Genomic DNA, 20,385 nt, shown 5'->3' with positions numbered 1-20,385 from the left:
ACCTCCGCCGCGACCGATGGTTGCGGCGGAGGTTTTTTCGTAACCACAGCAGAATCAGATCTGAGCAATCGATCCGTCTTAGGCAGCAACGCACCGGCCGCGGAGTCGGAAAACCAACAGTCCCGTCGCAGCGACTGCGATCAGTGGCAAGGCTGGCGGTTCGGGTACGACGTACAAGTCGGCCCGCCAGGCGAAGTAATTCTTTTGTTGATCGTGGCCTACACCTACCACAAACCGCCCATCGCTGGAAACGTCGGTGGCGAAGTCCAGAGTAATGGAATCGAGATTCTCGACTCCGGACTCGATAAGCATGGTCCGAATGTCGTGCACTCCGGCGTCGTCCCACAGCACGGCGACGCCCGAGCGGCCGACGATGGTGGATCCGTCCGCCGAAATGGCATTGGCAGAACTCGTTAAGTCGGTAGGCGAAAGCTGGTCGAGTCGTTGAAGCCCCTGTTCTTCCGACCACCACAGCGCTCGTCTGGCACTTCCCACATCACTCCCTGAGCCAACCACAAATTGGCCATCCGCAGACACGTCGTTCAGGTTGATGGTACCCCCTTCCACCAGTGGATCAACCAGTTGCAGGGAGTTTGCCTGCCAAACGTATCCATGGGTGCCAATCCGATAAGGCTTCAAATCCATCGCGAACGCGCCCACGGCCACCATCCCATCGTCCGATATGGCGTTCGCCCAGCTTCTCGTGAGAAGGGGCCTGGCGTCTTCCGGTAGGTAGTCGACGATCGACTCGACGCCTGTCGATTCACTCCAACGGAACGCCTGAAAACCAACGCTGTTCGCATTCCTGCTGCGACTTGCTCCTACGGCGACGCTGCCATCGTAGGACGCACCTTTCACGTACCCAATGTAGAAGCTGTTGAAAATATGTTGTCGTCGACCAATGGTCGACACCACCGGCCGCGATGGATCGCGCCCGGTGATTGCACCAACGAGTGTGCTTCCATCTCCGGACATGCCTAGCACGCCGAAGCCGCCGTCGTCATTAACGAGGTGCGAGATTATTCCGTCTGCATCGGTCCACACAAAGCCGATCTCGCCATAGGTTCCATCATCTCCGACCACGCGCTGCCCGTCGGCCGTGATCATCACCCCCATGTCACCGTAAGGGTTTTCTGCAAAGTAGTGGAGAGTTTGAATGTTCGCCGCTAGCAAGGTTGGACCAGCGACGCCCGCAGACGCGACAAACACCAGGGCGCGAGCAAGAATCGTGAGTTCTCCAATCCGAAAGCTACGCATGTCGACTCCACTAGCTGGTTGGACGCAGGAGACGCTAACGCCGGATAGCCGCGCTTGCGGGACGTGGCACTCTGCATCGGAGGTGGTACTCTAGCAGAAATCCCAAGTCGGGGTATATCAATTCGGTACCTGGTTAGTTATCCATCTCCCCTATTCTCTTGAGCTAGCTCTAGCGGCAACTTATGTGGAGATGGACTCTTGTGGTACAGGACTTGCCCTCTAATCTCCCCGAACCTGTTATGGGCCAAATAACCCGAGCCGGCGGGCTCGCGATGGCGGGAGTGCGTGCGGAATCGCACGTTGGCAGGGACGGAATAGACTCCCACAACACGAGCAGCTTATGCCGTGCAAGCTGTCGGGAGAGACAAAATGGACGGCGACAAAGAACTCGTCAATGTCACGTACGACGAACTAAAGATCGGACAGACGGCCAGCTTGTCGCGAACGCTCACGCGACAGGACATTCAACTCTTCGCCATCCTCTCCGGCGACGTGAACCCGGCTCATCTGGATGAGTCGTTCGCCGAGGACAGCATCTTCCGCGGCGTGGTGGGGCACGGTATGTGGACCGGCTCACTGATCTCTGCATTGCTCGGCACCGCGCTACCTGGCCCGGGGACGATCTACCTGAACGAACAACTCGCGTTCAAGAAGCCGGTGCGGCCTGGGGAGACGATTCGCGTCGAAGTCTCCGTGAAGGAGAAGCACGAAGAGAAGCACATCGTCGTGTTCGAAAGCTGCTGCACCAATTCGCTGGGCGAAACCGTGGCGATCGGAACCTCCACGGTGATCGCCCCGAGCGAGAAGATCCGCCGCCGGCGGCCAGTGTTGCGGGACGTGCAGTTCCACTTCCACGACCGCTTCCGCGACTTGATCGATCGTTGCGAGAAGTTGCCGCGAGTGAAGATGGCGATCGTCCACCCAGTGACCATGGCGGCCATGCGAGCAGTGGAAGAAGCCCTCAAGGAGCACCTGATCTCTCCGATCTTTATTGGGCCCGAGGAGCGCATCCGCAAGGCGGCCGATTCCATTCATTTGGACATCAGCGACTTCGAGATCGCTCCGACCGAGCACAGCCATGCGGCCGCAAAGCTGGCGGTGGAGATGGCTGCCAACGGAACCGTTTCGGCCATGATGAAAGGCGGCTTGTCGATGGACGAGTTGCTGTCGGCCTTGGCGCCGTCGTCGGCCGGCTTGCGCACCGAGCACGGAATCAGCCATACCTATGTGGTCGACGTGGCCAGTTATCACAAGCTGCTCTTGATCACGGACGCCGCGGTGAACATCGTACCAACGCTGGGTGAGAAGGCCGATATCTGCCGCAACGCCATCGACCTGTGGCGCGTGATGGCCGGCGAGGACATCCGTCCCAAGGTGGCGATTCTGGCCGCGACCGAAAAGGTGCGTTCGAGCATGCAGGCGACCGTCGACGCAGCGTGCTTGTGCAAGATGGCCGACCGACACCAAATCAAGCACGCGTATATCGATGGCCCGCTGGCCCTCGATCTGGCGATCAGTCAGGAGGCCGTGCAACAGAAGAACATCACATCCAGCGTGGCGGGCGACGCCGACATCCTGGTCGCGCCCGACGTGAACTCGGGCAACATGGTCGCCAAGCAGCTTACGTTCCTGGGCCACGCAGCCGCCGCCGGACTGGTGCTCGGCGCCCGCGTGCCGATCGTGCTCACGAGCCGCTCCGATACAAAGCGAGCGCGGCTGATGTCCTGCGCGCTGGCGGTGCTAATGGCGGAGGCTCGGCGTGAAGGGCGGCTGAAGTAACATTCAACCTTCTGCTCCAGCCGATTCGAGTTGCTTCGCCAAGTGATACCTTGCTATTCCATCTGGGTAGCCCAGACGTTCGAATTCCACATGGTAGCCGTGCGCTTCATAAAACGCGGGTGCTTGAAAGCTAAAGGTGTCCAAAAACAGGAGAACACAACCATGTGCTATTGCATGGCGCTCGAACGAGGTGAGCAATTCTCGACCGATTCCCTCCCGACGAACCTCAGGCGCGACCCATAACTGCTGCAATTCGCAGCACGTACCCCACCAACGTCCCACGGCCCCACCGAGGATGGTGCCTGATTCGGTTCTCGCAAAACAGCAGATAGGTTGGACTTCATGAAGCGGCGCCGCTGCGGAATTGGCTTGGCCGATCCCAATATCTACCACTTCGCACTCCTTGGGTGGGTTGTCGTCGTGCGTCGTGATGGAATATTCGACCACAGGGCCAGTCCCTGATGCTACGGACCCATTCACTCTTCATCCAACTCCAAAATCTCAATCTTCCGAAACTCCACCGGGTGGCTTTCCGATTGAATCGAGATGGTGCCCTTGTCGATCAGGAAGTTGCCCTTGCGCTCTTCGACGAACTGCTTGGCGGTGGCGTCTTTGGGGTCGTACTGCGGTTTGGAGTATTCGAGCACCAGCTTGCCGTTCACGTAGTGCTTGATGGTGTCGCTGCCGCGGACTTCCAGTTCTACCTTCACCCACTCGTCGTCGAACGTGGGCGACTTCGAACTGGTGCAGTGGTCGGTGTGCAGTTTGCCGTTCATCTCCACGTGCGTTCCCGGCGTGCAGAGGTTGGCGGTGGGGCGAGGGCCGCGGCCCAGGCCGCTGAGCAGTTGCACTTCGATCGAGACGGGAAACTGCTGATCCTTGGCCATGGTCTCCGGCTTTTGGCCGTGGATCATGATGCCGCTGTTTTTGGTGGCCCAGCCGGCGCCGCCTTCGAGCTGCTCGCCGACGATGCGGTACTCGACGCGGAGTTTGTAGTTGGAGAACTCCTCGTCAAAGAACAGGTGGCCAAAGCGAGCGTCGAACTTCTCGTACTCGTCGTAACCGACCTTCAGGACACCGTCTTCGACGCGAAAGGTGTTCTTGAAGTTCTCGCCCGACTCGTGATGGCGAATCTTCGGCGTCCAGCCTTCGAGGTCCTTGCCGTTGAACAGCTTCCGCCACTTCTCCTCGGCTTGAGCGCCGGAGGCCACGAGTACGAACAACAGGGCCGCGATGGAGTATCGAAACGTTGTATGCATCACCTGGTTCCTCAAAGTTGAATGGTCGCTCGCAACTGCACGGAAGGAGGAGGTTGCCATTGGGCACCCTCCCCGGCCGTCCCGTTTGTTAGGTCAAATGGCGTCCGACCCTCCCGCAAGCGGGAGGGTGAAGTGTTTTCTACGCAATATGCAGCATCGACTGGCGGAATTCTCCGTCGACTAGTTCGGCTTTTCGCCAGCCGCTGGAGTCGTTCATTGTAATCCAACGGCGTTCCTCGGCGCGGTAAAACCAGTCTTTGTCTTGTTGAAAGAAGACCTGCAGGCCCATCGCCTCGTGGATGTTGATGATTTCGTTGCCGTGGGCGCGGGTTTCGTCGAAGTCGGTGGTCGCTTTCTGGCCCATTTCGCTGTACAACTCGTTGAGTTCCAACAGCAGCGAGTTGACCGTCGGATCCATCTCGGTCGCCGACAGGCCAATCTTGCGGGCTTCGTCCAGCAGAATGGGATAGCTGTGGCTGGGGTATTTCGAGTTCAAGGTCTCAGCGATCTCGAGCGCCTGTTCCTCGGAAGGGATGTGGTAGCTCAGCAGCTCCTTGCAGATCATGATCGACAGCGACTCGGCCCGATCCACAGCTCCGATCACCAGCGGATGAACGTGGTCGAACAACGCCTGGTAGGGGTTAATCTCGTCCTCGGCGTGCTCCTGCTTCCAGAGCCGCACCACGCGATTCAGTTCGTCGAGACTCACGCTGACGCGGTCGTTGTCGCGGTCGATGGGCGACAGATCGTGCACCAGCGACGTGTCGACGGCGGTGAGGAACGCCATCGGGCCCATTTGGATCTCATCGGCCCCGAGCGCCAGCATCGTAGCGGCCGACGCAGCTTCGAGCGGCAGCAGCGCGACCACGCGTTTGGCGTGCTTGCGCAGCAGATTCATCATCCGCAGCGACGCCTGACCGTTGCCGCCATCGGACTTGATGAACAGGTAGATCGTGTCGTGCTCGCCGACCTTCTCCAGCAGCTCCCACAATGCTACGACGTCGTTGTGGCAGACCGAGCCGCGAGGGTTGTTCCAGTAGGTCACCATCTTGCCGCCCAGCAGCGACTCGACTCGCTCCAACAGCGCCTGCGTCTCGCGGAACAGCACCGGCGGTTGCTTGATTGTGGGTGAGGAGTTTTCTTCGGACATCATGCTTCCGTGTGGTTCGGTCGATGGGCCGTGAGTTGCGGTGCAATAGGGCTACAGCCGCTCTTGCAATGAGAATCGGCCTTGGTGGCAGGTTCGCGCGCCGTGCGTCAGGTGTATTCCGCCAGGTCGTCGTCGGCGCACTGTCGGAGCCGCGCGGAGAACTCCGGCATCGCGGCTACGACGCGGGTCCACGTGGGCAGCGCCGACGCGCCCGAGGGATCGCTGAACACCATCTCGCCGGCCGCGGTGATCTGCTCGGCGAACGCCTCGATGGCTTGCTCTTCGCCGTGGCGATCGTACTCCAGGTTGTTCATCAGCGCGTCGGCGTGGTACTGGCGAATGGCGTCTTGAGCCAGCCGCAGGTAGCTGTTGCGAATCGACAGCAAGTGCCCCCGCGTGACGACCATGCCCTGGCTCAACAGTGTGCGAAGGATGCTGGTGAGAATGTCGCCCGCCATGCCCATCAGCCCGCGACTGCGATCGTCCAGCGACAGCGGTTGGTGCTTGTGTTCATAGGCGCGGCCCAGGTCGACCTGGCAGACTCGCTTGGGCGAGGTGTTGCGGAACACTTCGGCCAGCGTGCCGACCTCCAGGCCCCAGTCGCACGGAATGCGATTCGAGCGGGCGAGCGTCGCGGACACGGCGAACTCGCCGGCGAGCGGATAACGGAAGCTCCGCACGAACACCAGGAACTTATCGCTGCCGAGCACGGAGATCATCGCCCGCGTGATGGGTGTCATCAACAGCCGCGCGACGCGGCCGTGCATGCGGTCGGTGCAGCGAGCGTAGTAGGCCTTGCAGAAGTCGAAGTCGAGACTCGGATGGGCCATCGGCAGGCAGAGCCGCATCAGCATATCGTTGTCGTAGTTGACGATGTCGCAGTCCTGCAACACGAACGCGTTGAGCTTGCTATCGGCCAGCAGGTAGCCAAAACCTGTCCAGACGGCCCGTCCCTTGCCAGCCCGCGAAACGTCGAAGCCGGCCTCGGTCAGTTCGTTGAAGAGCTGCTTGCCCCGCGGCCCATCCGTCCACAGAATGCGCGCCCGATCGCCGAGCTGCTGCGTAATCTCGTAGGTAGCGCGATAGTCGTCCACCGAGTCGGCCCGGTTGAGCACGATCACAATCGTGTCAATGAACTTGGCCTCGACCAGCTTCTCGATGATGTTCGCAAACGGCTCGGCCCGCATGTCGGAGGCGGTGATCGGAAGCAACAGGCCAATGGGCGACTCGCGCACCGAGCGGGTGAGCTTCTCCTCGAGCGCCGCGCGGTCCACGGTTCCTAACTCATGGATCGTGGTGATGGGACCGTACTGAGCAAAATCGGGCACGCTGGGATCCTTTCGCCAGACATGGTGAACGCGCGGAGAAACAGCGCGATCGATTATACCCGAGAGGGGCCGCGGTTGGCTATTCGGCCAAAAGCCAAGTGCAAGAGCCACCGGGCAGCGCGACCGGGCCTGCCGGAATCGGGATATCGGTGTCGGAAAGCAGCGGGCGGAGCGAATCGTAGTCCGTGACGAAGCTGGAGAGATCGAGCTCCAATGCCTCGCCGAAGTTGGCCACCACGATGACCCGTTCGCCGCCGTCGATGCTCACGCGTTCGAAGGCCAGCACCGCGTCGCTGCCGGCGTCCAACAGCCGCAGCGGGGCATCTGGATGGAATGCCGGGTGGTTGGTGCGTACCGACAGTAGCTGGCGATACCCGGCGTGAATCCGCGCGGCGAGCGAATCGGCGTCCGACAGGTGCGCTTGGAGTTCCCCCAGCTCGTACTTGTGCCGATTGATGCGGCGGTTGATGCCGCTCGCTTCGACGCCCGCGTAGTCGTTTTGCGAGCCAACCAAACTATGAAAGTAAACCGCCGGCATGCCGGGCAGTGCGAGCATCACCGCTTGCGTGGCCAGGAACCGCTGGGCGTGCAGCTCGACGTTCGGCGACTCGCCCCGTTCGGTGGGCGACGTGGCGTCGACGTACGTGATGTTCAACTCGTACGGCGAGTCGGTCCCGTCGGGGCGGCGGCGCGTATTGATCAGCCCCCCCCGCGCACGCACTGCTTCGACCACCGAGTCGAAACGCTCGTCGGGCACCAGTCCTTCGAGCGGCCGCACGCCGACTCCGTCGTGACTGGCGGTGAAGTTAAAGAACGTGCAACCCGCGGGTGGCGGATCGAGCGTCTCGAGCCATCGCCGCAGGTAGACCGCATCGCCGTTGACCAAGGCATCGAGCAGCAGCGGCGGCAGGCTGAACTGATACACCATGTGGGCTTCGTCGCCGTCGCCGAAGTAGCTGACGTTCTCCTTGTGCGGCACGTTCGTTTCGGTGAGCACCAGCATTTCGGGGAACGCCGCGGTGGTGACGTCGCGCATCAGCTTCACTGCTTCGTGCGTCTCCGGCAGGTGCAGGCAGTTGGCGCCGATCACCTTCCACAGGAATGCAATCGCGTCGAGGCGCACGATTCGCGCGCCCCGCTTGGCGTACTCCAATAGGATGCGGAGCATCCGCAGCAGCACTTCGGGCTCGGCGTAGTTCAAGTCGATCTGATCGTCGGAGAACGTGGTCCACACCCAACGCGGTCCCCGCGAGGTTTGGAACTCCGTGAGCAGCGGCAAACTTCGCGGCCGCACGACTTGCGACAGATCGAGCGACGGATCGACCTCCACGAAGAACCGGTCGTACGGCTCCTCGCCGGCCAGGTACTTCTGGAACCACTCGCTGTGCTGCGAGATGTGATTGAGCACCAGATCGAACATCAAGTCGACCACCTTGCCCAACTCAGCGATGTCGTCCCACGTGCCCGCCCGCGGATCGACCTCGAGGTAGTCGATCACCGAGAATCCATCGTCCGACGAGTAAGGACAGAACGGCAGCAAATGCACCACCGAAAGCAAGCGGTCGAGGCCCGAGTCGGTGAGCCACTCTCGCAGTGTCGACAGCGGTGTCGCATCGGCGCTGCGCAACAAGTCGGCGTAGGTGATCAGCACCACGTCCCGTTCACTCCAGGGCTCGCTGTTGCTCTGCTCGGAGGAGCGATACTCGTCGATCAAGGCGACGAGTCGAGGCTCGATCTCCGCGGCCCGATCGCCGTACAGAACTCTCAATCGGTCGAGCAAGGTAGGTTGAGAGCCTTGGCTGTCCATCGCATTCCTTTCGATCGGTGCGGATCAGATCCGCTATTGCTTCACCAACTCCACGAAAGCAGTGTCAAACGGATCTTTTCGGGTAGTGATCTCGCCAAAAGCTTGAATCATCAGGAGCGTCTTGCGATCGCTGTCCGAAAAGTCCGGCTTGACGAGACATCTACAGGTCGTCCATACCAGTATGGTTGGTGATCAGCGTCCGCAGTTTCCTTCGCAGCACGGCGTAGCTGTAGAACCGCTTGCCGAGGGTGAAGTTGGTCTCCACCATATTCTCACGGTATTCGGCGTCCTCGATCAAGCGCCGGACCTTCGTGATCACCTCCCGCGTGAGGTAGCCGTTCATCGTGATCACGTCGAAACCGCGGGGTTCGATGTCGCTGACGAATATCGAATACCGGTTAACCAACGCCGGCTTCCGGTAATAGAAAGCTTCGATCAACGCGTTGCCGAAACCTTCGTACAAGCTCGGGTAGGTGATAATGTCCGCGTGCAGGTACGCATCGGACAGCAAGTAGACCTTCTGTCCGTTCTCGTTATAGCCCCGTTCTTCGCCAATGCGATCGGGAATGTACATCAACTGAACGCCTTGATGCTCGGCCATCTCCTGCAGGGCGTGCAAGTACTCGTCGCCCTCGTCGCCCGACTCGTGGGAGATGACCAGCTTGCACCGCGGATTCTTCAAGGCACCAATCAACGCGATGGCGTGCTCGATACCTTTGCGCGGTACGACGCGCGTCGGCTGCAGGAACAGGATGTCGTCCGGGGCGATGCCAATCGATTCGCGGAAGTCGGCGTTGAAGTCGTCCAGGCCTGGCGGCGGAGTGTCGAAGTCCAACACGTTCGGCACTAGCACCGACGACACGCCACGGCGGTGCGACAGCGCCCGCTGGGCCTCGGAGTTGATCGTCACATGCTGAACCGATGGCAGCGTGCAGGGGAACGCCATGCGGAGGAAGTCGCCACACGCGTTGACGCTGAACCGGTCGCGCTCCCAGTAGAAGTCGTGGTGGTGAGCGATGGTCGGGAAGTTGGTCTCGGCGACGAACATGGCGATCGCCACACCCAGCGGGATGTTCATCGGGATGGTCATCGCGTTCTGCACGATGATGATCTCGATCTCGAACTTCCGCGTGAAGTCGTAAAGCTTGCGCTTCAAGTGATCGGCCAACGCCAGGATCCGGCGGCTGACTTCCGGTTCGCGCGAGTTCTGGCCGAAGCACCGTTGGTTGATCCACTGGATGTCCGAATGCCCGAAGTAAGCGTGCGGCACCAGCATGCTGATGTCGGGGCTGGTGTCGAGTTTGCCGCCGTACCAGTAGCTCACGTGGCGATGGTCCCATAGCAGCTTCGCCCACTTGGCTGCCTCGAGCGATACGCCGTCGGTGCCCGCGAAGCGGGTGCCAACGAAGCCTATGTTGTGGCCTACTTGGGACATAACTCTAGCAGTGTATGGGTGGCAGTGAAGGGAAACTCTCGCGGCGCTGCTAAACCGACCCAGCAGGGCCGACGCCGCACCCGGAACTGCCTGAGACGCTGACTTTGGGACCCGGCCCAATCCATGCCATCGCATGGAAGTCAACGATCGACGGGGCGACGCTCACGACGCGAGCGAGCGCCGATCGCTAAAATGTAAGCTACCCCGCTTCAGGAGCAAGGCGTAAAATATGCAAAATCTGCCGTAAATCCGTTACTACCGCGTCAGGCGACACCCCGGCCACTATCGCGTCGCCCTCGCGAAGCCGCAGACTGCGGGCATCGCCAGCAAACAGCACGGTGCGGAATCCCACCGCAGCGGCCGGCGCTACGTCGTTCCGCATGTCGTTGCCAACGTACAGAGCCTCGCTCGGCGCGATGCCACGCGTGGCAAGCGCCTCGACCGCCCGCTCGTAGAGCCACCGCCCCGGTTTGGCCTGCAAGTGCTCGTAGCTCCACACACAGAGGTCTTCCTCGAAACCCAACTCCCTGAGCGACCCATTCGCCAGCGCCGGGAACAACTCACGGGTAAACGCCTGAGCGTTGCTGACGATGCCCAGCGCCAAGCCGGCTTTGTGAATCTCCGCAAGGCACTCCACCAGGCCCGGCATCGGCCACACGGGGTTCACTTGCGTTTCGTATTCAACGGCTAGCCGGGCGAGCGACGCGTCGTCGACGACTTCGGCGTCAAGCTCCGCCTTTAGCACCGCTCGCCACACTTTGTGGATGTCGACCTCGGGAAACTCGTGCTCGGACGCCTGGTGAGCCTGTTTGATCTCGGCGTGCAGCGCGGCCACCAAGTCATCGCCTGTGCAGTTGCCGGGTTGTAGTCCAACCGATTCCAGCGCGGCAACTACCGCGTCGCCGCGGTTCGATAGGCTAGCAAGGCTAATGTCGCCGCTGGCGCTGATGAACAACGTGCCGTACACGTCGAACAGCACCGCTCGGATGCCCTCGAAGGCCGGCGTCTCGGCCGCGGCGTCGGTCGCCTGCGGCGCGAGCGGCTGGCTGTTGGTGCGAATGATGTCGACGGGCGTCACGCGGCTACTCCTCGAACCGGATGGCGTGCACGCGATCGATGTGCAAACACTGCTCGAGGATCTTCGCCCCGCTCGGTGCTGGCTCGACGTCGCTGGGCTGCGGGTTGGACATCACCGTGTTGTAGGTCTCACCCAGCAGCTCGCCGATTGACTCGAGTGAGTACCGCTCGCGAACCACCGCAGCGTTCGCTCCAATGACCTCCTCGGTCTGCGAGGCGGCCGAGAGCTGCGACTCGAGTTGCGGGTTCGCGGCGAACAACTTCTCACGGAAGCCGCTGGGGTCCTTCGTCGCGGCGCGAATCAGCTGCTCCTGGAAGCGGCTGGGTAGCAGCGCAAAGTCGATCGCGCCGTCGCCCATCAGGTTGTCGATCGTGCTCGCGACCTTCGACTCCTCATCTTGAGGCACCGCGTACGCTTCGCACGCCCACTGGTAAGCGATCCGCATCACTTCGGGCAGGTCGTCGCGCTGCTCGACCAGCTCCAGCGGTATCTGCAGCGACTCGTACAGCCCAGGAAACACGACGCCCTCGGACTTGAAGTCGCGCGTGATGCCCGGCAAGTCGCGGCCCACTAGCGGTTTGCCGGCCAGCGGCGCTTCGAGGAACACCATGCCGAAGCCTTCGGCCACGCTGGTGGTGATCATCACGTCGGAGGCCGCCAGCACGTTCAAGAACTGCGAAGTGCCGCCGCCGCAGGTGTTCCACAAGCAGCGAAGCTCCAGCGACTCGGAGAGGTCCCGCCATCGCTCGTACGACGGCAGCTCCACCGGGTTCTCCGGCGCGAGCGTCAGCGCGTGCCATGTATCGTCGGGACTGATGGCCGCGTGCAGCAGCAGCTCGCCCAGGTTCTTCCGGCGGATGCCTCGCACCGGATAGACCACCAAACGCGAATCGGCGGGGATGCCAAGCTCCGCTCGGACCGACGCGCCGACTTCGTCGCGCGGCCGCAAGTCGGGGAACTCGGCAACCGGATTCGGCAGCGTGTGCAGCCGCTCCGACGTGATGCCGGCCGTGCTGAGTAACTCCCGGTCGCGGCTGGTGAGCGTTGCGTAGTGGATGCCCACGCCGGTCGGGTACTGCCGGGCGGCGATCTGCTGCGGATCGTCGGTTCCCCAGGCCACCGCCAGGTGGCGGTAGTTAGCGGGGCGGAAGTCCTCGGCGAAGTCGTGAATCTCCAGCAGCAGCCGATAGCCGCGCTCCGCCAGCAGCTTCACCGCGCCGGGCCACGACATGTTCTTGCCCAGCGTGTGGTTATGGATGTGCAGCAGCGTATCGCCCGGCGCGAAGCCGTTGGCAGTGAGCGTCGCGGTCACCTCAGCGGCCAGCTCCTCTTCGCGAAGCGTCGGCAGCTGGGCGTAGTCGAGCGACGCCAGCGGCATCAGTACCTCGTCGAACGGCGCCAGCGTGCCCGACTCGATGTCGTCCCACATCTGCGGCGGCCATCCTTCGTGGCGACCGCCGTACAACACGCCGACGCGCTCGGGACGCTGCTCGACGTCAAGCTGCGCCAGAGCGCGGATCTGGTTGACAATCACCTGCGTTACGCCGCCGGCGTTCAGGTGATAGTGGACGAAGACAACTTGCATGGTCGGAAGCGGAAGGGCAGGGGGCAGCAAACAATGCCCCTATCTTCCCCCATCCGGCCGCGATGTTCAACTCGGCCAAAACGAACGAGGAACCGCCCCCCGGAGGGAGCGATTCCTCGTTTCGGAGTTCTGAATGTCGAAGGCAACTAGACCAAGTAGATCGGCAACTGAACGCCGACGTTCGGTTCCAAGCTCTCGGTCTCGACGTCCTGCAAGTAGTCGGTATCATACAGCCGCTCACGCCAGTCGACGCGCTCACGGTAGTCCGGCGCGGTGCGGACCAACTGCAGGTCGTCTTCCACTTCCACCAGGTCGCGATCGTAGCGATAGCCATTCACTCGACGCAACGCTTCGTCGCGGCGGTACAGCGGGCGGTAAGCGCGGCGTGGCACGCGGGCGTAGCCCACCGTGGCCGACTCGACGGCCCACTTTGTCAGCACGGTACGGATCACCGTGAGCGACAGCCCACCCGTCCGCTCCAGCACAACGGCCTTCGCGTCGCGCCAACGAGCATCGCTGCGGCACAGCTCAATCAGCTCGAGCCCGGCGTTCGTCAGTCGCACGCAGGTCGCACCGTTGGTGGTCCGCTCGAGTTCCTTCACCAAGCCCGCGTCGACCAGCAGACGCAAGTGGTACCGCAGGCGATCGTCCGCCTCGTTGGCCAGGCCGCTACGCAGCACGTTGATCGCGCACTCAGGGCCGTGGGCTTCCAGATCGAACAACAGTTGACGACACAGATCGATATCGCGTTTCATCGGGGTGCACCTCCATTTGCACACAAGACAGAGTGGGTCGCCAACGCACGGCCGCGGGGGGCGACGTCGGCTGGGTGAATATACGGGGACTGGCACCACCAGCGAGGGGCGGTGCCAAGCGGCAGACATCTTCTTCCGAATCACCAATGGTGGCAATAGCGGTTTACCAACCAGCGGTTCGTGCTAGCACCCAGCAAGCCATGGAAGCAACCGAGGAATCCACGTCCTTCCATAGTTCCGCCCAGGCTTGGTTGGGACCCAGGAACCGTTTTGGGCCAACGCGTTTTGGGCCCAATCCCCCCGATTTGCATCCATTGGCCCAAAACTCCCCACGCACTGTTCCCTCCTGCTCTCAAAAACCCCTTGTTATCCAGCGGTATTTTGAAAGCCATGGGGACAGAAGTCCCCGCGTTGTTCCCCGCATGTTTCCCATGGGGACAAAACGATAGTCGCCGTTCGCTCCGCCGAACGATCGCAGGCACTTCCACGACGCTTTTTTCGGAGACGAGCTCAACTTGCAAAAGACTTACCTGGATTCCGACAACGCGTAGGTTGTCGGCTAGCGGCTTTCACCTACTCACCTACTCACCTCGACCAAATTGCCAAAGAACCACCGCCGGCATACCCCGCGGCCCTTCTATTGGACCACACCCCCGCGCGATTTCAACAGCCATTTTTTGACACCTCCCGACACCGCCCGAGCCACCTTCAGTACGGTTTGAACGGGAGGCCACAGAGGTTACAAGCGTCGTGCAATAGGCCTGCCCGCTGATCCACGCCAATCGTCGTGCATGGACGCTACCCTGGGAAAAGTAGGCCCGACGTTTACGTCGGGTTAATGAGTCAGTCACCTCAGCGGTCGAGGAGCACGTCTAGCCGGAGCGTGACCGAGGCCGTAACAAGCCGCGACTTGCCGAGCACCACGAGCTCGGACGCTACCCAAGGGTATGCTCGGAAGTTGTGCCCCAATCCCGGTCCTGGTAGTTTAACCGTAGCGGCGTGCAGCCGCAGCACGCATCCCCCCGAAACGTGGTCGTGCAGTTTGTGAACGATTAATAGGACCATTGTGATGACAGGCAACCGCAAGCTGATAGCGATGGGTGTGATAGCCGTGATGGTCTTTTTGATCTTCTGGGCGTCTCGACCCTTCTGGATCACCGTGAATGTTGAACGCGGTTTCGTGTCAACAGACGGGCGCCTCCATCACGCCATTGAGTCGGGCACGTTGGAACAAGTGCGCAGCCTGAACGAGTCGGATCCTACACTGTTCGATAGGAGCCTATCACCATTCGGGAATCCGTTCGACGTTGCACTTTTCTACCAGCGACTCGATGTCATTGAGTACTTTGCCCGTAGTGGTTATGACGTCAATCAGCAGATGTACAACTCGGAGTATCAGAATTACACGCCTATCGGCTATGCGACAGAGGTCCTGCAGCGACCTGCGGCCGTTGAACGACTGCTGCAGCTTGGGGCGGACCCAGCGCTGACGGTGAACGGGGGTAAAAGCGCCTTGCAACTTGCCGAAGAAAACGGGCTCGACGAGATCGCGTCAATCTTGAAGGAAGCGAAAAGTCAGGCTGGTGAGTGAGCCCCTCAGTACCCAACCCAACCCGTGCCACCTTGGAACAGGAGGCCGCAGAGGGCACAGAGGGTCTGCACGCTGATCCACGCCACTCGTCGGGAATGGACGCTACCCTGGCAGAATTAGGCCCGACGTTTACGACGGGTTTATGAGCCAGTCACCTCAGCGGTCGAGCAGCAGATGCTCTCTCCAGCCGGAGCGTGACCGAGACCGCAACAAGCCGCGACTTGCCGTGCGGCACTCGGAAGTGTTGTTGGAGCACGAAGCCGAGGTCTCCGATAATCCGGCCGAGTGATAAACCTTGACGACGTGGCAAAGGGCGCTGGCTTTTCGAACGAGTCCAATTGCAGGGGTCGCAACGCAAACGTCCGAAATACCGCGGTGCGGATCGCCCGCATGCCGAGTCTCTCATTCAGGTTGCGGGCACTTGGCTACGGGCAGGGAAACCCGAGGCGTGCTGCATTAGTCCAAGCAGGGAGGCGGTTGCGATGAGTAGTTTTTGGCGGTTAGTGGGTGTTCTGGGGCTCTGCTGCCTGGCCGGCGTCGTCGCGGCGGACGTGCAACCACCCACGGAAGGGCAAGCCTCTGCTTCCATTGCCGACCCGATCGCCTCGTTTGACAGCCTGCTCGACGCAGACGTGACGGCCACCGCTTACACCGAGAACTGTCGACTGTGCCAGACTTGTTGCCAGCCTCAGTGGACGGTCCGCGCCGGGGCAGTACTACTCCAACGCTCCACGCCCGACGCCCTGGTCCTGGCCCGTCCGATCGGTGGATTGATTCAAGTATCCGGCGGCGAGGACTTCAACTTCGGCGTCGCCGCTGGTCCCGATGTTTCGCTCGAGCGCTGGCTAGACTGCGGCTGCAACAGCATTGAAGTCCGCTACTTTGGCGGGCTCGATTGGACTTCGTCGTACGACTATGGCAACACGGGAGACGTTCGAATTGGCCCCATCGACTTTCCACTCGCGTTTGACGTGACCAGCGACTACCACTCGAAGCTCGACAACTTCGAGATCAACTGGCGGCATCGGCATTCCGATCGTGTGACATTGTTGGCCGGTTTCCGTTATCTACGCCTCGACGAATCGCTGAACTACGACGTCGATTTCGTCGTGCCGAACCTGTCCGGCGTGAACTGGCGGACGAATAATGATCTGTATGGTGCGCAGATGGGCGCCGATTTAAAATTGTGGCGACTGGGCGGCCCGCTGGCAGTAAACGGTCTGTTCAAGGCGGGCATCTTCGGCAACAGCGCGGACAACCATTTCGCTTACGACATCGTGGGCACCCCCATCGTCCAGGGGAATGGCTCCGACAGCACCGTGGCCTTCGTCGGCGAAATTGGTGTCAACGCCGCCTACCAGCTCACGCGGCACTTCTCGCTTCGCGGCGGCTATCAAATGCTGTGGGTTAGCAAAGTGGCCCTGGCGAGCGACCAGGCAAACCTGACGCTACAGACGCTCGATCCGAATGACATGCAGTCGTCGGGCGACGTGTTCTACCACGGTGCGCTCGTTGGCGGCGAATTTGCCTGGTAGTGTCACCCTACGGCATTACAATCTGGTCCATTCAAGTTAGATGGGTGGCCCCTTTGAATTTTGCCCGCAAATCTATTCGCTGTTGGCTTTCTTGGAGCACAAGTATATCGCTATCTCCACCACTACAAACACTACGATGACACAACTGGAGAGTAGTCCAAAGAATATCGCGTAGTTGAGCATCGAAGCTAAGACTTCGTCCCTGAAGTCGCTCAATGATGGTACTGCATACGTCAGAACATACTCAACGCAAAGCACTGAGGCGATGATACCGGCAAGTAATGCGAAAGGAAAAACACCCCCCAAGGCACCGAAGAACCCATGAAGGAACCTATTGTCTTTGTTTTCCGCCATCTTCCGTAGAAAATAGCCTAGCACCCTTTTCAGCAATCTCATCATGCGGCTTAATTAATTCCTACTCTAGCTATTTCTCCAATCACTCCGGCTGCCAGAGCCCGTTGCCGCGCTCGCCCTCTTCCACCACCTTGGGCCACACCCCGTCGCGGACGTGCAGGTTCAATTGGAACGTGGCTTCGTCGCGGCGGCTGGGGATCATGCCGCGGTTGATGTTGCCGCCGCCTTGGAGGCTGGGCTGGGGGAAGTAGCCTGCGTCGGCCTGCTTCCGGGCGCGGATGGGGATTCGAAGACTGCTCCACTTGCTGTCGGTGTCGGGGAACTCGCACGTGATGACGAATAGGTGATCGAGCTCGCCGTCGGCACGGCGGTACAACTCTTGCCGGAACTTGTAGTTAACGTTCTGCGCGCCGCGATGGGCGCCGTTGGGGCCGTCTTGCGACCAGATGAGTTCGGCACCTTCGCCTGCCAGATTCACTCCGTCGCTTTCGGGAACCGCGAGCGGCGGGCGGCCGGCTGCGCCCAGCAGGTCGTTCCAGGGAACTTCCACGGTGCCGGTTCCGATGTGGCGGTCGCCGACGAATAGCATTGTGTCGGCGTTGGCTCCGATCTTGAGCCCTCCGAGCACGCCTAGCTCATTACGCGTGAGCGGAGCGGTGAGCACGATCACGGTGACCACCACAAACGCGGTGATCACCGCGCCCAACAACAGCCACACGCCCAGCTTGCCGGACCAACCGCGATGCGATTGCTCGAGCGGATTGTCGTCGGCCGGATTGGCGAACCACTGTTTCATGGCGTGGATTGGCTACAGGAATGTGGGTGCGAGGGGTCGAGTGGATGACGTGCAGTGGGAACTACGCCGCGGGCTGGTTGCGGTCTCGGTCGAACTCCGGCTGATGGAAGAACTGCTCCTCGACCGCGGGACGTTTGCGTTCCAATCAACCCCGCCGTAAACGACGGGGCTAAGATCCCGCGGACGTCGCCGTTTCGTGCATCCTTTGCTACCCCTAGTAGATCGTCCGGCCGCCGTTGACGTCCAGGGTGGCCCCGGTCACGAAGCTGGCTTCCTCGCTCACCAGGTACAATAGGGCGTTGGCCACGTCTTTCGGGTCGCCAAATTTGCCCATCGGCGCGGTCGCGAGATACTCGGCCTTTTCCTCGTCGGTGGCGTCGCTGTGCCGTTCCACGGGGATCCAGCCGGGCGAGATGATGTTGACCGTCACGCCGTACGGGGCGAACTCGCGGGCGTTGCTGCGAGCGAGGCCGGTCTGGCCACCTTTGGCCGAGCAGTAAGGACAGAACTCGGGCCACGAGCCGGGGTAGACTTCGCTCGTGAGGTGCACGATCCGCCCCCAACCTTGCTCGCGCATGTGCGGCAGGCATGCTTGCGTCAGCAGGAACGGACTCTTCTGGAAGAAGTCGACCATCCGCTGGAAGAAGGCCCACTCGTATTCTTCGATCGGCTTGAGCGGCTGCTCGCAGGTGGCGTTCGGCACCAGGATGTCGACCGGGCCGATTTGCTTCTTTACATCGGCAACAATCTGCTTCACGCCCGCCTCGTCGGTCACGTCGCCCCGCACCAGGCAGTGCTCGCCGCCAACGGCTTGGAGTTCGGCAAACGCCTGCTCGGCGACTTCCTGGTTGCCGTAGTAGTTCATCGCCACGCGAGCACCACTGGACGCCAGGGCCAGGGCCATCTCCTTGCCAAGGCCACGAGTACTTCCAGTGATCAAGGCGACGCGGTTGTTGATAGTCAGGGGCATATCAAGTTCTGTTTAAAGAAATGGAGGTCAAGGCGAAGTTCGCGGTGAGGCGACGAGTTACGGATGAAGATTGCCACAAAGAGGCGCGAAAATGCACAAAAAGAAGAGGGACCGCTCGTGATGAACTCAGTTCACCTTTTCGTGACTCTTCTTCCTTTTTGTGGCTATTCTTACTACCCTTCGTGGCGACCTAGCGCTGAAGTACTAAGCTACCATCGACACGAAGCGATCAACAGGTAGCCTCAGGCAATGATCTCATGGATCGGCTTGACCGGCTCCACGCCGACCAGTTTCTGGTCGAGACCATTATAGAAGTAACTCAGGTGATTGGGATCCAGGCCCAGTTGCTGCAGCACCGTGGCGTGCAGCTCCTTCACCGCAATGGGGCGTTCGACTGCGCGGCTGCCGAGTTCGTCAGTCTGGCCGACGCTCACGCCGCCTTTGATGCCGCCGCCAGCCATCCACATCGTGAAGCCGTAACTGTTGTGGTCGCGGCCGGTGCCCTTGGCGTACTCGGCGGTGGGCTGGCGGCCGAACTCGCCACCCCACACCACTAGCGTCTCCTCAAGCATGCCGCGCTGCTTCAAATCGCGGAGCAAAGCCGCGATTGGCTGATCGGTCTCGCCTGCGTGCTTGTTGTGGTTGAACTCCAGGTCGCCGTGGGCGTCCCAGTTGTGGTCAATATGGTTGCCGCCGGAGTACACCTGAATGAACCGCACACCACGTTCCACCAGCCGCCGCGCGAGCAGGCACTGCGAACCAAAGTGGTGCGTCGGCTCGCGGCCCACGCCGTACATGTCGAGTGTCGTGGGCGATTCCTGCGCGAAGTCGACCGCCTCGGGCGCGGAAACCTGCATCTTGTACGCCAGTTCGTAGCTAGCGATCCGGGCGGCCAGATCGGTGTTGTCGGCGCGGGGTTCCAGGTGACGGCGATTGATCGCGCCGAGCGTGTCGAGCATGTCGCGCTGCTGCTCGCGAGTGGTTCCGTGCGGCCGCGAGAGATTCAGCACCGGCGCGCCTTCGTGTTTGAACGTCGCGCCCTGGAACGTGGCGGGCATGTAGCCGCTCGACCAGTTCTTTGCGCCGGAGATCGGCCCGCCACTCGGATCGAGCATCACCACAAAGCCCGGCAGGTTTTGATTCACCGTGCCCAGCCCGTAGTTCACCCACGAGCCCATCGCGGGACTGCCGGAGATGAGCTTGCCGGAGTTCATCATCAACATGGCCGAGCCATGAATCGGCGAGTCGGCGGTCATCGAGTGGAGGAAGGCGATGTCGTCCACGCACTCGGCAAGGTTGGGGAACAGGCTACTCACCCACTTGCCGCTCTGCCCATACTGTTTGAAGTTCCATCGCGGCTCGACGATGCGGCCTTCGTTCTTCTTGCCGCCGCGGCCGAACGTTTTCACTGCCACGGTCTTGTTGTCCATGCCCACCAGATTCGGCTTGTAGTCGAACGTGTCGATGTGGCTCGGCCCGCCGTACATGAACAGGAAGATTACACTCTTGGCCTTGGCCGCGCCCGCTGGCGATCGGGGCGCGAGCGGATTCACTTCGGCCGCCGCAGCCGAGCTGCCAAAAAAGCCGTCGCCCGCCAGCATGCCTGCCAGCGCGGTGGCGCCAAAGCCTGCGCCGGTTTCCCAGAGGAACTGGCGACGCGTCCGGTTGCAGAAGTTTCGCATGGTCATCGAAAACGCCTCACAAGC

17 protein-coding genes are annotated in these 20,385 nt (G+C 61.2%); 3 read left to right on the top strand and 14 right to left on the bottom strand.

Annotated features, from left to right (window positions below):
* Positions 1 to 78: 78 nt before the first annotated feature.
* Positions 79 to 1,257 carry a hypothetical protein gene (locus tag ACQK2L_RS30900; protein WP_425400912.1) on the bottom strand — a complete coding sequence of 393 codons (1,179 nt, stop codon included), beginning with the start codon at positions 1,255 to 1,257 and terminating at the stop codon, positions 79 to 81.
* 369 nt (positions 1,258 to 1,626) lie between these two features.
* On the opposite strand from ACQK2L_RS30900, the gene ACQK2L_RS30895 reads away from it, so the two are divergent.
* Positions 1,627 to 3,036: a bifunctional enoyl-CoA hydratase/phosphate acetyltransferase gene (locus ACQK2L_RS30895; protein WP_425400911.1), complete on the top strand. Its 1,410-nt coding sequence runs from the start codon at positions 1,627 to 1,629 to the stop codon at positions 3,034 to 3,036.
* A 3-nt stretch (positions 3,037 to 3,039) separates the two neighbouring features.
* Here ACQK2L_RS30895 and ACQK2L_RS30890 read toward each other — a convergent pair whose 3' ends face one another.
* The 9 genes from ACQK2L_RS30890 to ACQK2L_RS30850 form a co-directional block, all read right to left on the bottom strand.
* Entirely contained in the window at positions 3,040 to 3,429 is a 390-nt protein-coding gene (locus tag ACQK2L_RS30890) for a GNAT family N-acetyltransferase (protein ID WP_425401139.1), read from the bottom strand.
* Positions 3,430 to 3,512: 83 nt separating this feature from the next.
* The gene (locus ACQK2L_RS30885; RefSeq protein ID WP_425400910.1) at positions 3,513 to 4,295 is read right to left on the bottom strand and encodes a 3-keto-disaccharide hydrolase; all 783 of its coding nucleotides are present in this window, start codon (positions 4,293 to 4,295) and stop codon (positions 3,513 to 3,515) included.
* Positions 4,296 to 4,434: 139 nt separating this feature from the next.
* Entirely contained in the window at positions 4,435 to 5,448 is a 1,014-nt protein-coding gene (locus ACQK2L_RS30880; RefSeq protein ID WP_425400909.1) for an SDH family Clp fold serine proteinase, read from the bottom strand.
* A 104-nt stretch (positions 5,449 to 5,552) separates the two neighbouring features.
* Entirely contained in the window at positions 5,553 to 6,773 is a 1,221-nt protein-coding gene (locus tag ACQK2L_RS30875) for a glycosyl transferase (protein WP_425400908.1), read from the bottom strand.
* A 79-nt stretch (positions 6,774 to 6,852) separates the two neighbouring features.
* The gene (locus ACQK2L_RS30870; protein ID WP_425400907.1) at positions 6,853 to 8,580 is read right to left on the bottom strand and encodes an alpha-amylase family glycosyl hydrolase; all 1,728 of its coding nucleotides are present in this window, start codon (positions 8,578 to 8,580) and stop codon (positions 6,853 to 6,855) included.
* A gap of 160 nt (positions 8,581 to 8,740) precedes the next feature.
* Positions 8,741 to 10,015, bottom strand: a complete 1,275-nt coding sequence (locus tag ACQK2L_RS30865; protein WP_425400906.1) for a glycosyltransferase — start codon at positions 10,013 to 10,015, stop codon at positions 8,741 to 8,743.
* A gap of 199 nt (positions 10,016 to 10,214) precedes the next feature.
* Positions 10,215 to 11,093, bottom strand: a complete 879-nt coding sequence (locus ACQK2L_RS30860) for an HAD family hydrolase (protein WP_425400905.1) — start codon at positions 11,091 to 11,093, stop codon at positions 10,215 to 10,217.
* A gap of 4 nt (positions 11,094 to 11,097) precedes the next feature.
* Positions 11,098 to 12,678, bottom strand: a complete 1,581-nt coding sequence (locus tag ACQK2L_RS30855) for a glycosyltransferase (RefSeq protein WP_425400904.1) — start codon at positions 12,676 to 12,678, stop codon at positions 11,098 to 11,100.
* Between the two features lie 146 nt (positions 12,679 to 12,824).
* On the bottom strand, positions 12,825 to 13,433 hold the full coding sequence (locus ACQK2L_RS30850; protein WP_425400903.1) for a DUF2513 domain-containing protein: 609 nt from the start codon (positions 13,431 to 13,433) through the stop codon (positions 12,825 to 12,827).
* Between the two features lie 1,069 nt (positions 13,434 to 14,502).
* Between ACQK2L_RS30850 and ACQK2L_RS30845 the strand changes: the two genes are divergently transcribed.
* Together ACQK2L_RS30845 and ACQK2L_RS30840 are read left to right on the top strand one after the other, a co-directional pair.
* Positions 14,503 to 15,024 (top strand): ankyrin repeat domain-containing protein, encoded by a 522-nt coding sequence (locus ACQK2L_RS30845; RefSeq protein WP_425400902.1) that lies wholly within the window; start codon positions 14,503 to 14,505, stop codon positions 15,022 to 15,024.
* 482 nt (positions 15,025 to 15,506) lie between these two features.
* Positions 15,507 to 16,559: a BBP7 family outer membrane beta-barrel protein gene (locus ACQK2L_RS30840; RefSeq protein WP_425400901.1), complete on the top strand. Its 1,053-nt coding sequence runs from the start codon at positions 15,507 to 15,509 to the stop codon at positions 16,557 to 16,559.
* Between the two features lie 72 nt (positions 16,560 to 16,631).
* Here ACQK2L_RS30840 and ACQK2L_RS30835 read toward each other — a convergent pair whose 3' ends face one another.
* From ACQK2L_RS30835 to ACQK2L_RS30820, 4 genes are all read right to left on the bottom strand, one after another.
* A complete protein-coding gene (locus tag ACQK2L_RS30835) occupies positions 16,632 to 16,958 on the bottom strand; it encodes a hypothetical protein (protein WP_425400900.1) in 327 nt (108 codons plus the stop codon).
* Between the two features lie 37 nt (positions 16,959 to 16,995).
* Positions 16,996 to 17,709 carry a hypothetical protein gene (locus ACQK2L_RS30830; RefSeq protein ID WP_425400899.1) on the bottom strand — a complete coding sequence of 238 codons (714 nt, stop codon included), beginning with the start codon at positions 17,707 to 17,709 and terminating at the stop codon, positions 16,996 to 16,998.
* Positions 17,710 to 17,923: 214 nt separating this feature from the next.
* Positions 17,924 to 18,679 (bottom strand): SDR family NAD(P)-dependent oxidoreductase, encoded by a 756-nt coding sequence (locus tag ACQK2L_RS30825; protein WP_425400898.1) that lies wholly within the window; start codon positions 18,677 to 18,679, stop codon positions 17,924 to 17,926.
* Positions 18,680 to 18,921: 242 nt separating this feature from the next.
* Positions 18,922 to 20,367: a DUF1501 domain-containing protein gene (locus tag ACQK2L_RS30820; protein WP_425400897.1), complete on the bottom strand. Its 1,446-nt coding sequence runs from the start codon at positions 20,365 to 20,367 to the stop codon at positions 18,922 to 18,924.
* Between the last annotated feature and the right edge of the window lie 18 nt (positions 20,368 to 20,385).

The sequence above is a fragment of the Aeoliella sp. genome, from assembly GCF_965227375.1.
Classification (GTDB): Bacteria; Planctomycetota; Planctomycetia; order Pirellulales; family Lacipirellulaceae; genus Aeoliella.
Note: the sequence above shows the minus strand (reverse complement) of the source record. Positions and strands in the feature narration are given on the sequence as shown.

Excerpts from the sequence above, each read along its gene's own strand:
- ACQK2L_RS30850 (WP_425400903.1), bottom strand. The coding sequence starts at position 13,433 with ATGAAACGCGATATCGATCTGTGTCGTCAACTGTTGTTCGATCTGGAA.
- ACQK2L_RS30855 (WP_425400904.1), bottom strand. The coding sequence starts at position 12,678 with ATGCAAGTTGTCTTCGTCCACTATCACCTGAACGCCGGCGGCGTAACG.
- ACQK2L_RS30845 (WP_425400902.1), top strand. The coding sequence starts at position 14,503 with ATGACAGGCAACCGCAAGCTGATAGCGATGGGTGTGATAGCCGTGATG.
- ACQK2L_RS30865 (WP_425400906.1), bottom strand. The coding sequence starts at position 10,015 with ATGTCCCAAGTAGGCCACAACATAGGCTTCGTTGGCACCCGCTTCGCG.
- ACQK2L_RS30900 (WP_425400912.1), bottom strand. The coding sequence starts at position 1,257 with ATGCGTAGCTTTCGGATTGGAGAACTCACGATTCTTGCTCGCGCCCTG.
- ACQK2L_RS30840 (WP_425400901.1), top strand. The coding sequence starts at position 15,507 with ATGAGTAGTTTTTGGCGGTTAGTGGGTGTTCTGGGGCTCTGCTGCCTG.
- ACQK2L_RS30825 (WP_425400898.1), bottom strand. The coding sequence starts at position 18,679 with ATGCCCCTGACTATCAACAACCGCGTCGCCTTGATCACTGGAAGTACT.
- ACQK2L_RS30870 (WP_425400907.1), bottom strand. The coding sequence starts at position 8,580 with ATGGACAGCCAAGGCTCTCAACCTACCTTGCTCGACCGATTGAGAGTT.
- ACQK2L_RS30880 (WP_425400909.1), bottom strand. The coding sequence starts at position 5,448 with ATGATGTCCGAAGAAAACTCCTCACCCACAATCAAGCAACCGCCGGTG.
- ACQK2L_RS30820 (WP_425400897.1), bottom strand. The coding sequence starts at position 20,367 with ATGACCATGCGAAACTTCTGCAACCGGACGCGTCGCCAGTTCCTCTGG.
- ACQK2L_RS30885 (WP_425400910.1), bottom strand. The coding sequence starts at position 4,295 with ATGCATACAACGTTTCGATACTCCATCGCGGCCCTGTTGTTCGTACTC.
- ACQK2L_RS30835 (WP_425400900.1), bottom strand. The coding sequence starts at position 16,958 with ATGATGAGATTGCTGAAAAGGGTGCTAGGCTATTTTCTACGGAAGATG.
- ACQK2L_RS30895 (WP_425400911.1), top strand. The coding sequence starts at position 1,627 with ATGGACGGCGACAAAGAACTCGTCAATGTCACGTACGACGAACTAAAG.
- ACQK2L_RS30830 (WP_425400899.1), bottom strand. The coding sequence starts at position 17,709 with ATGAAACAGTGGTTCGCCAATCCGGCCGACGACAATCCGCTCGAGCAA.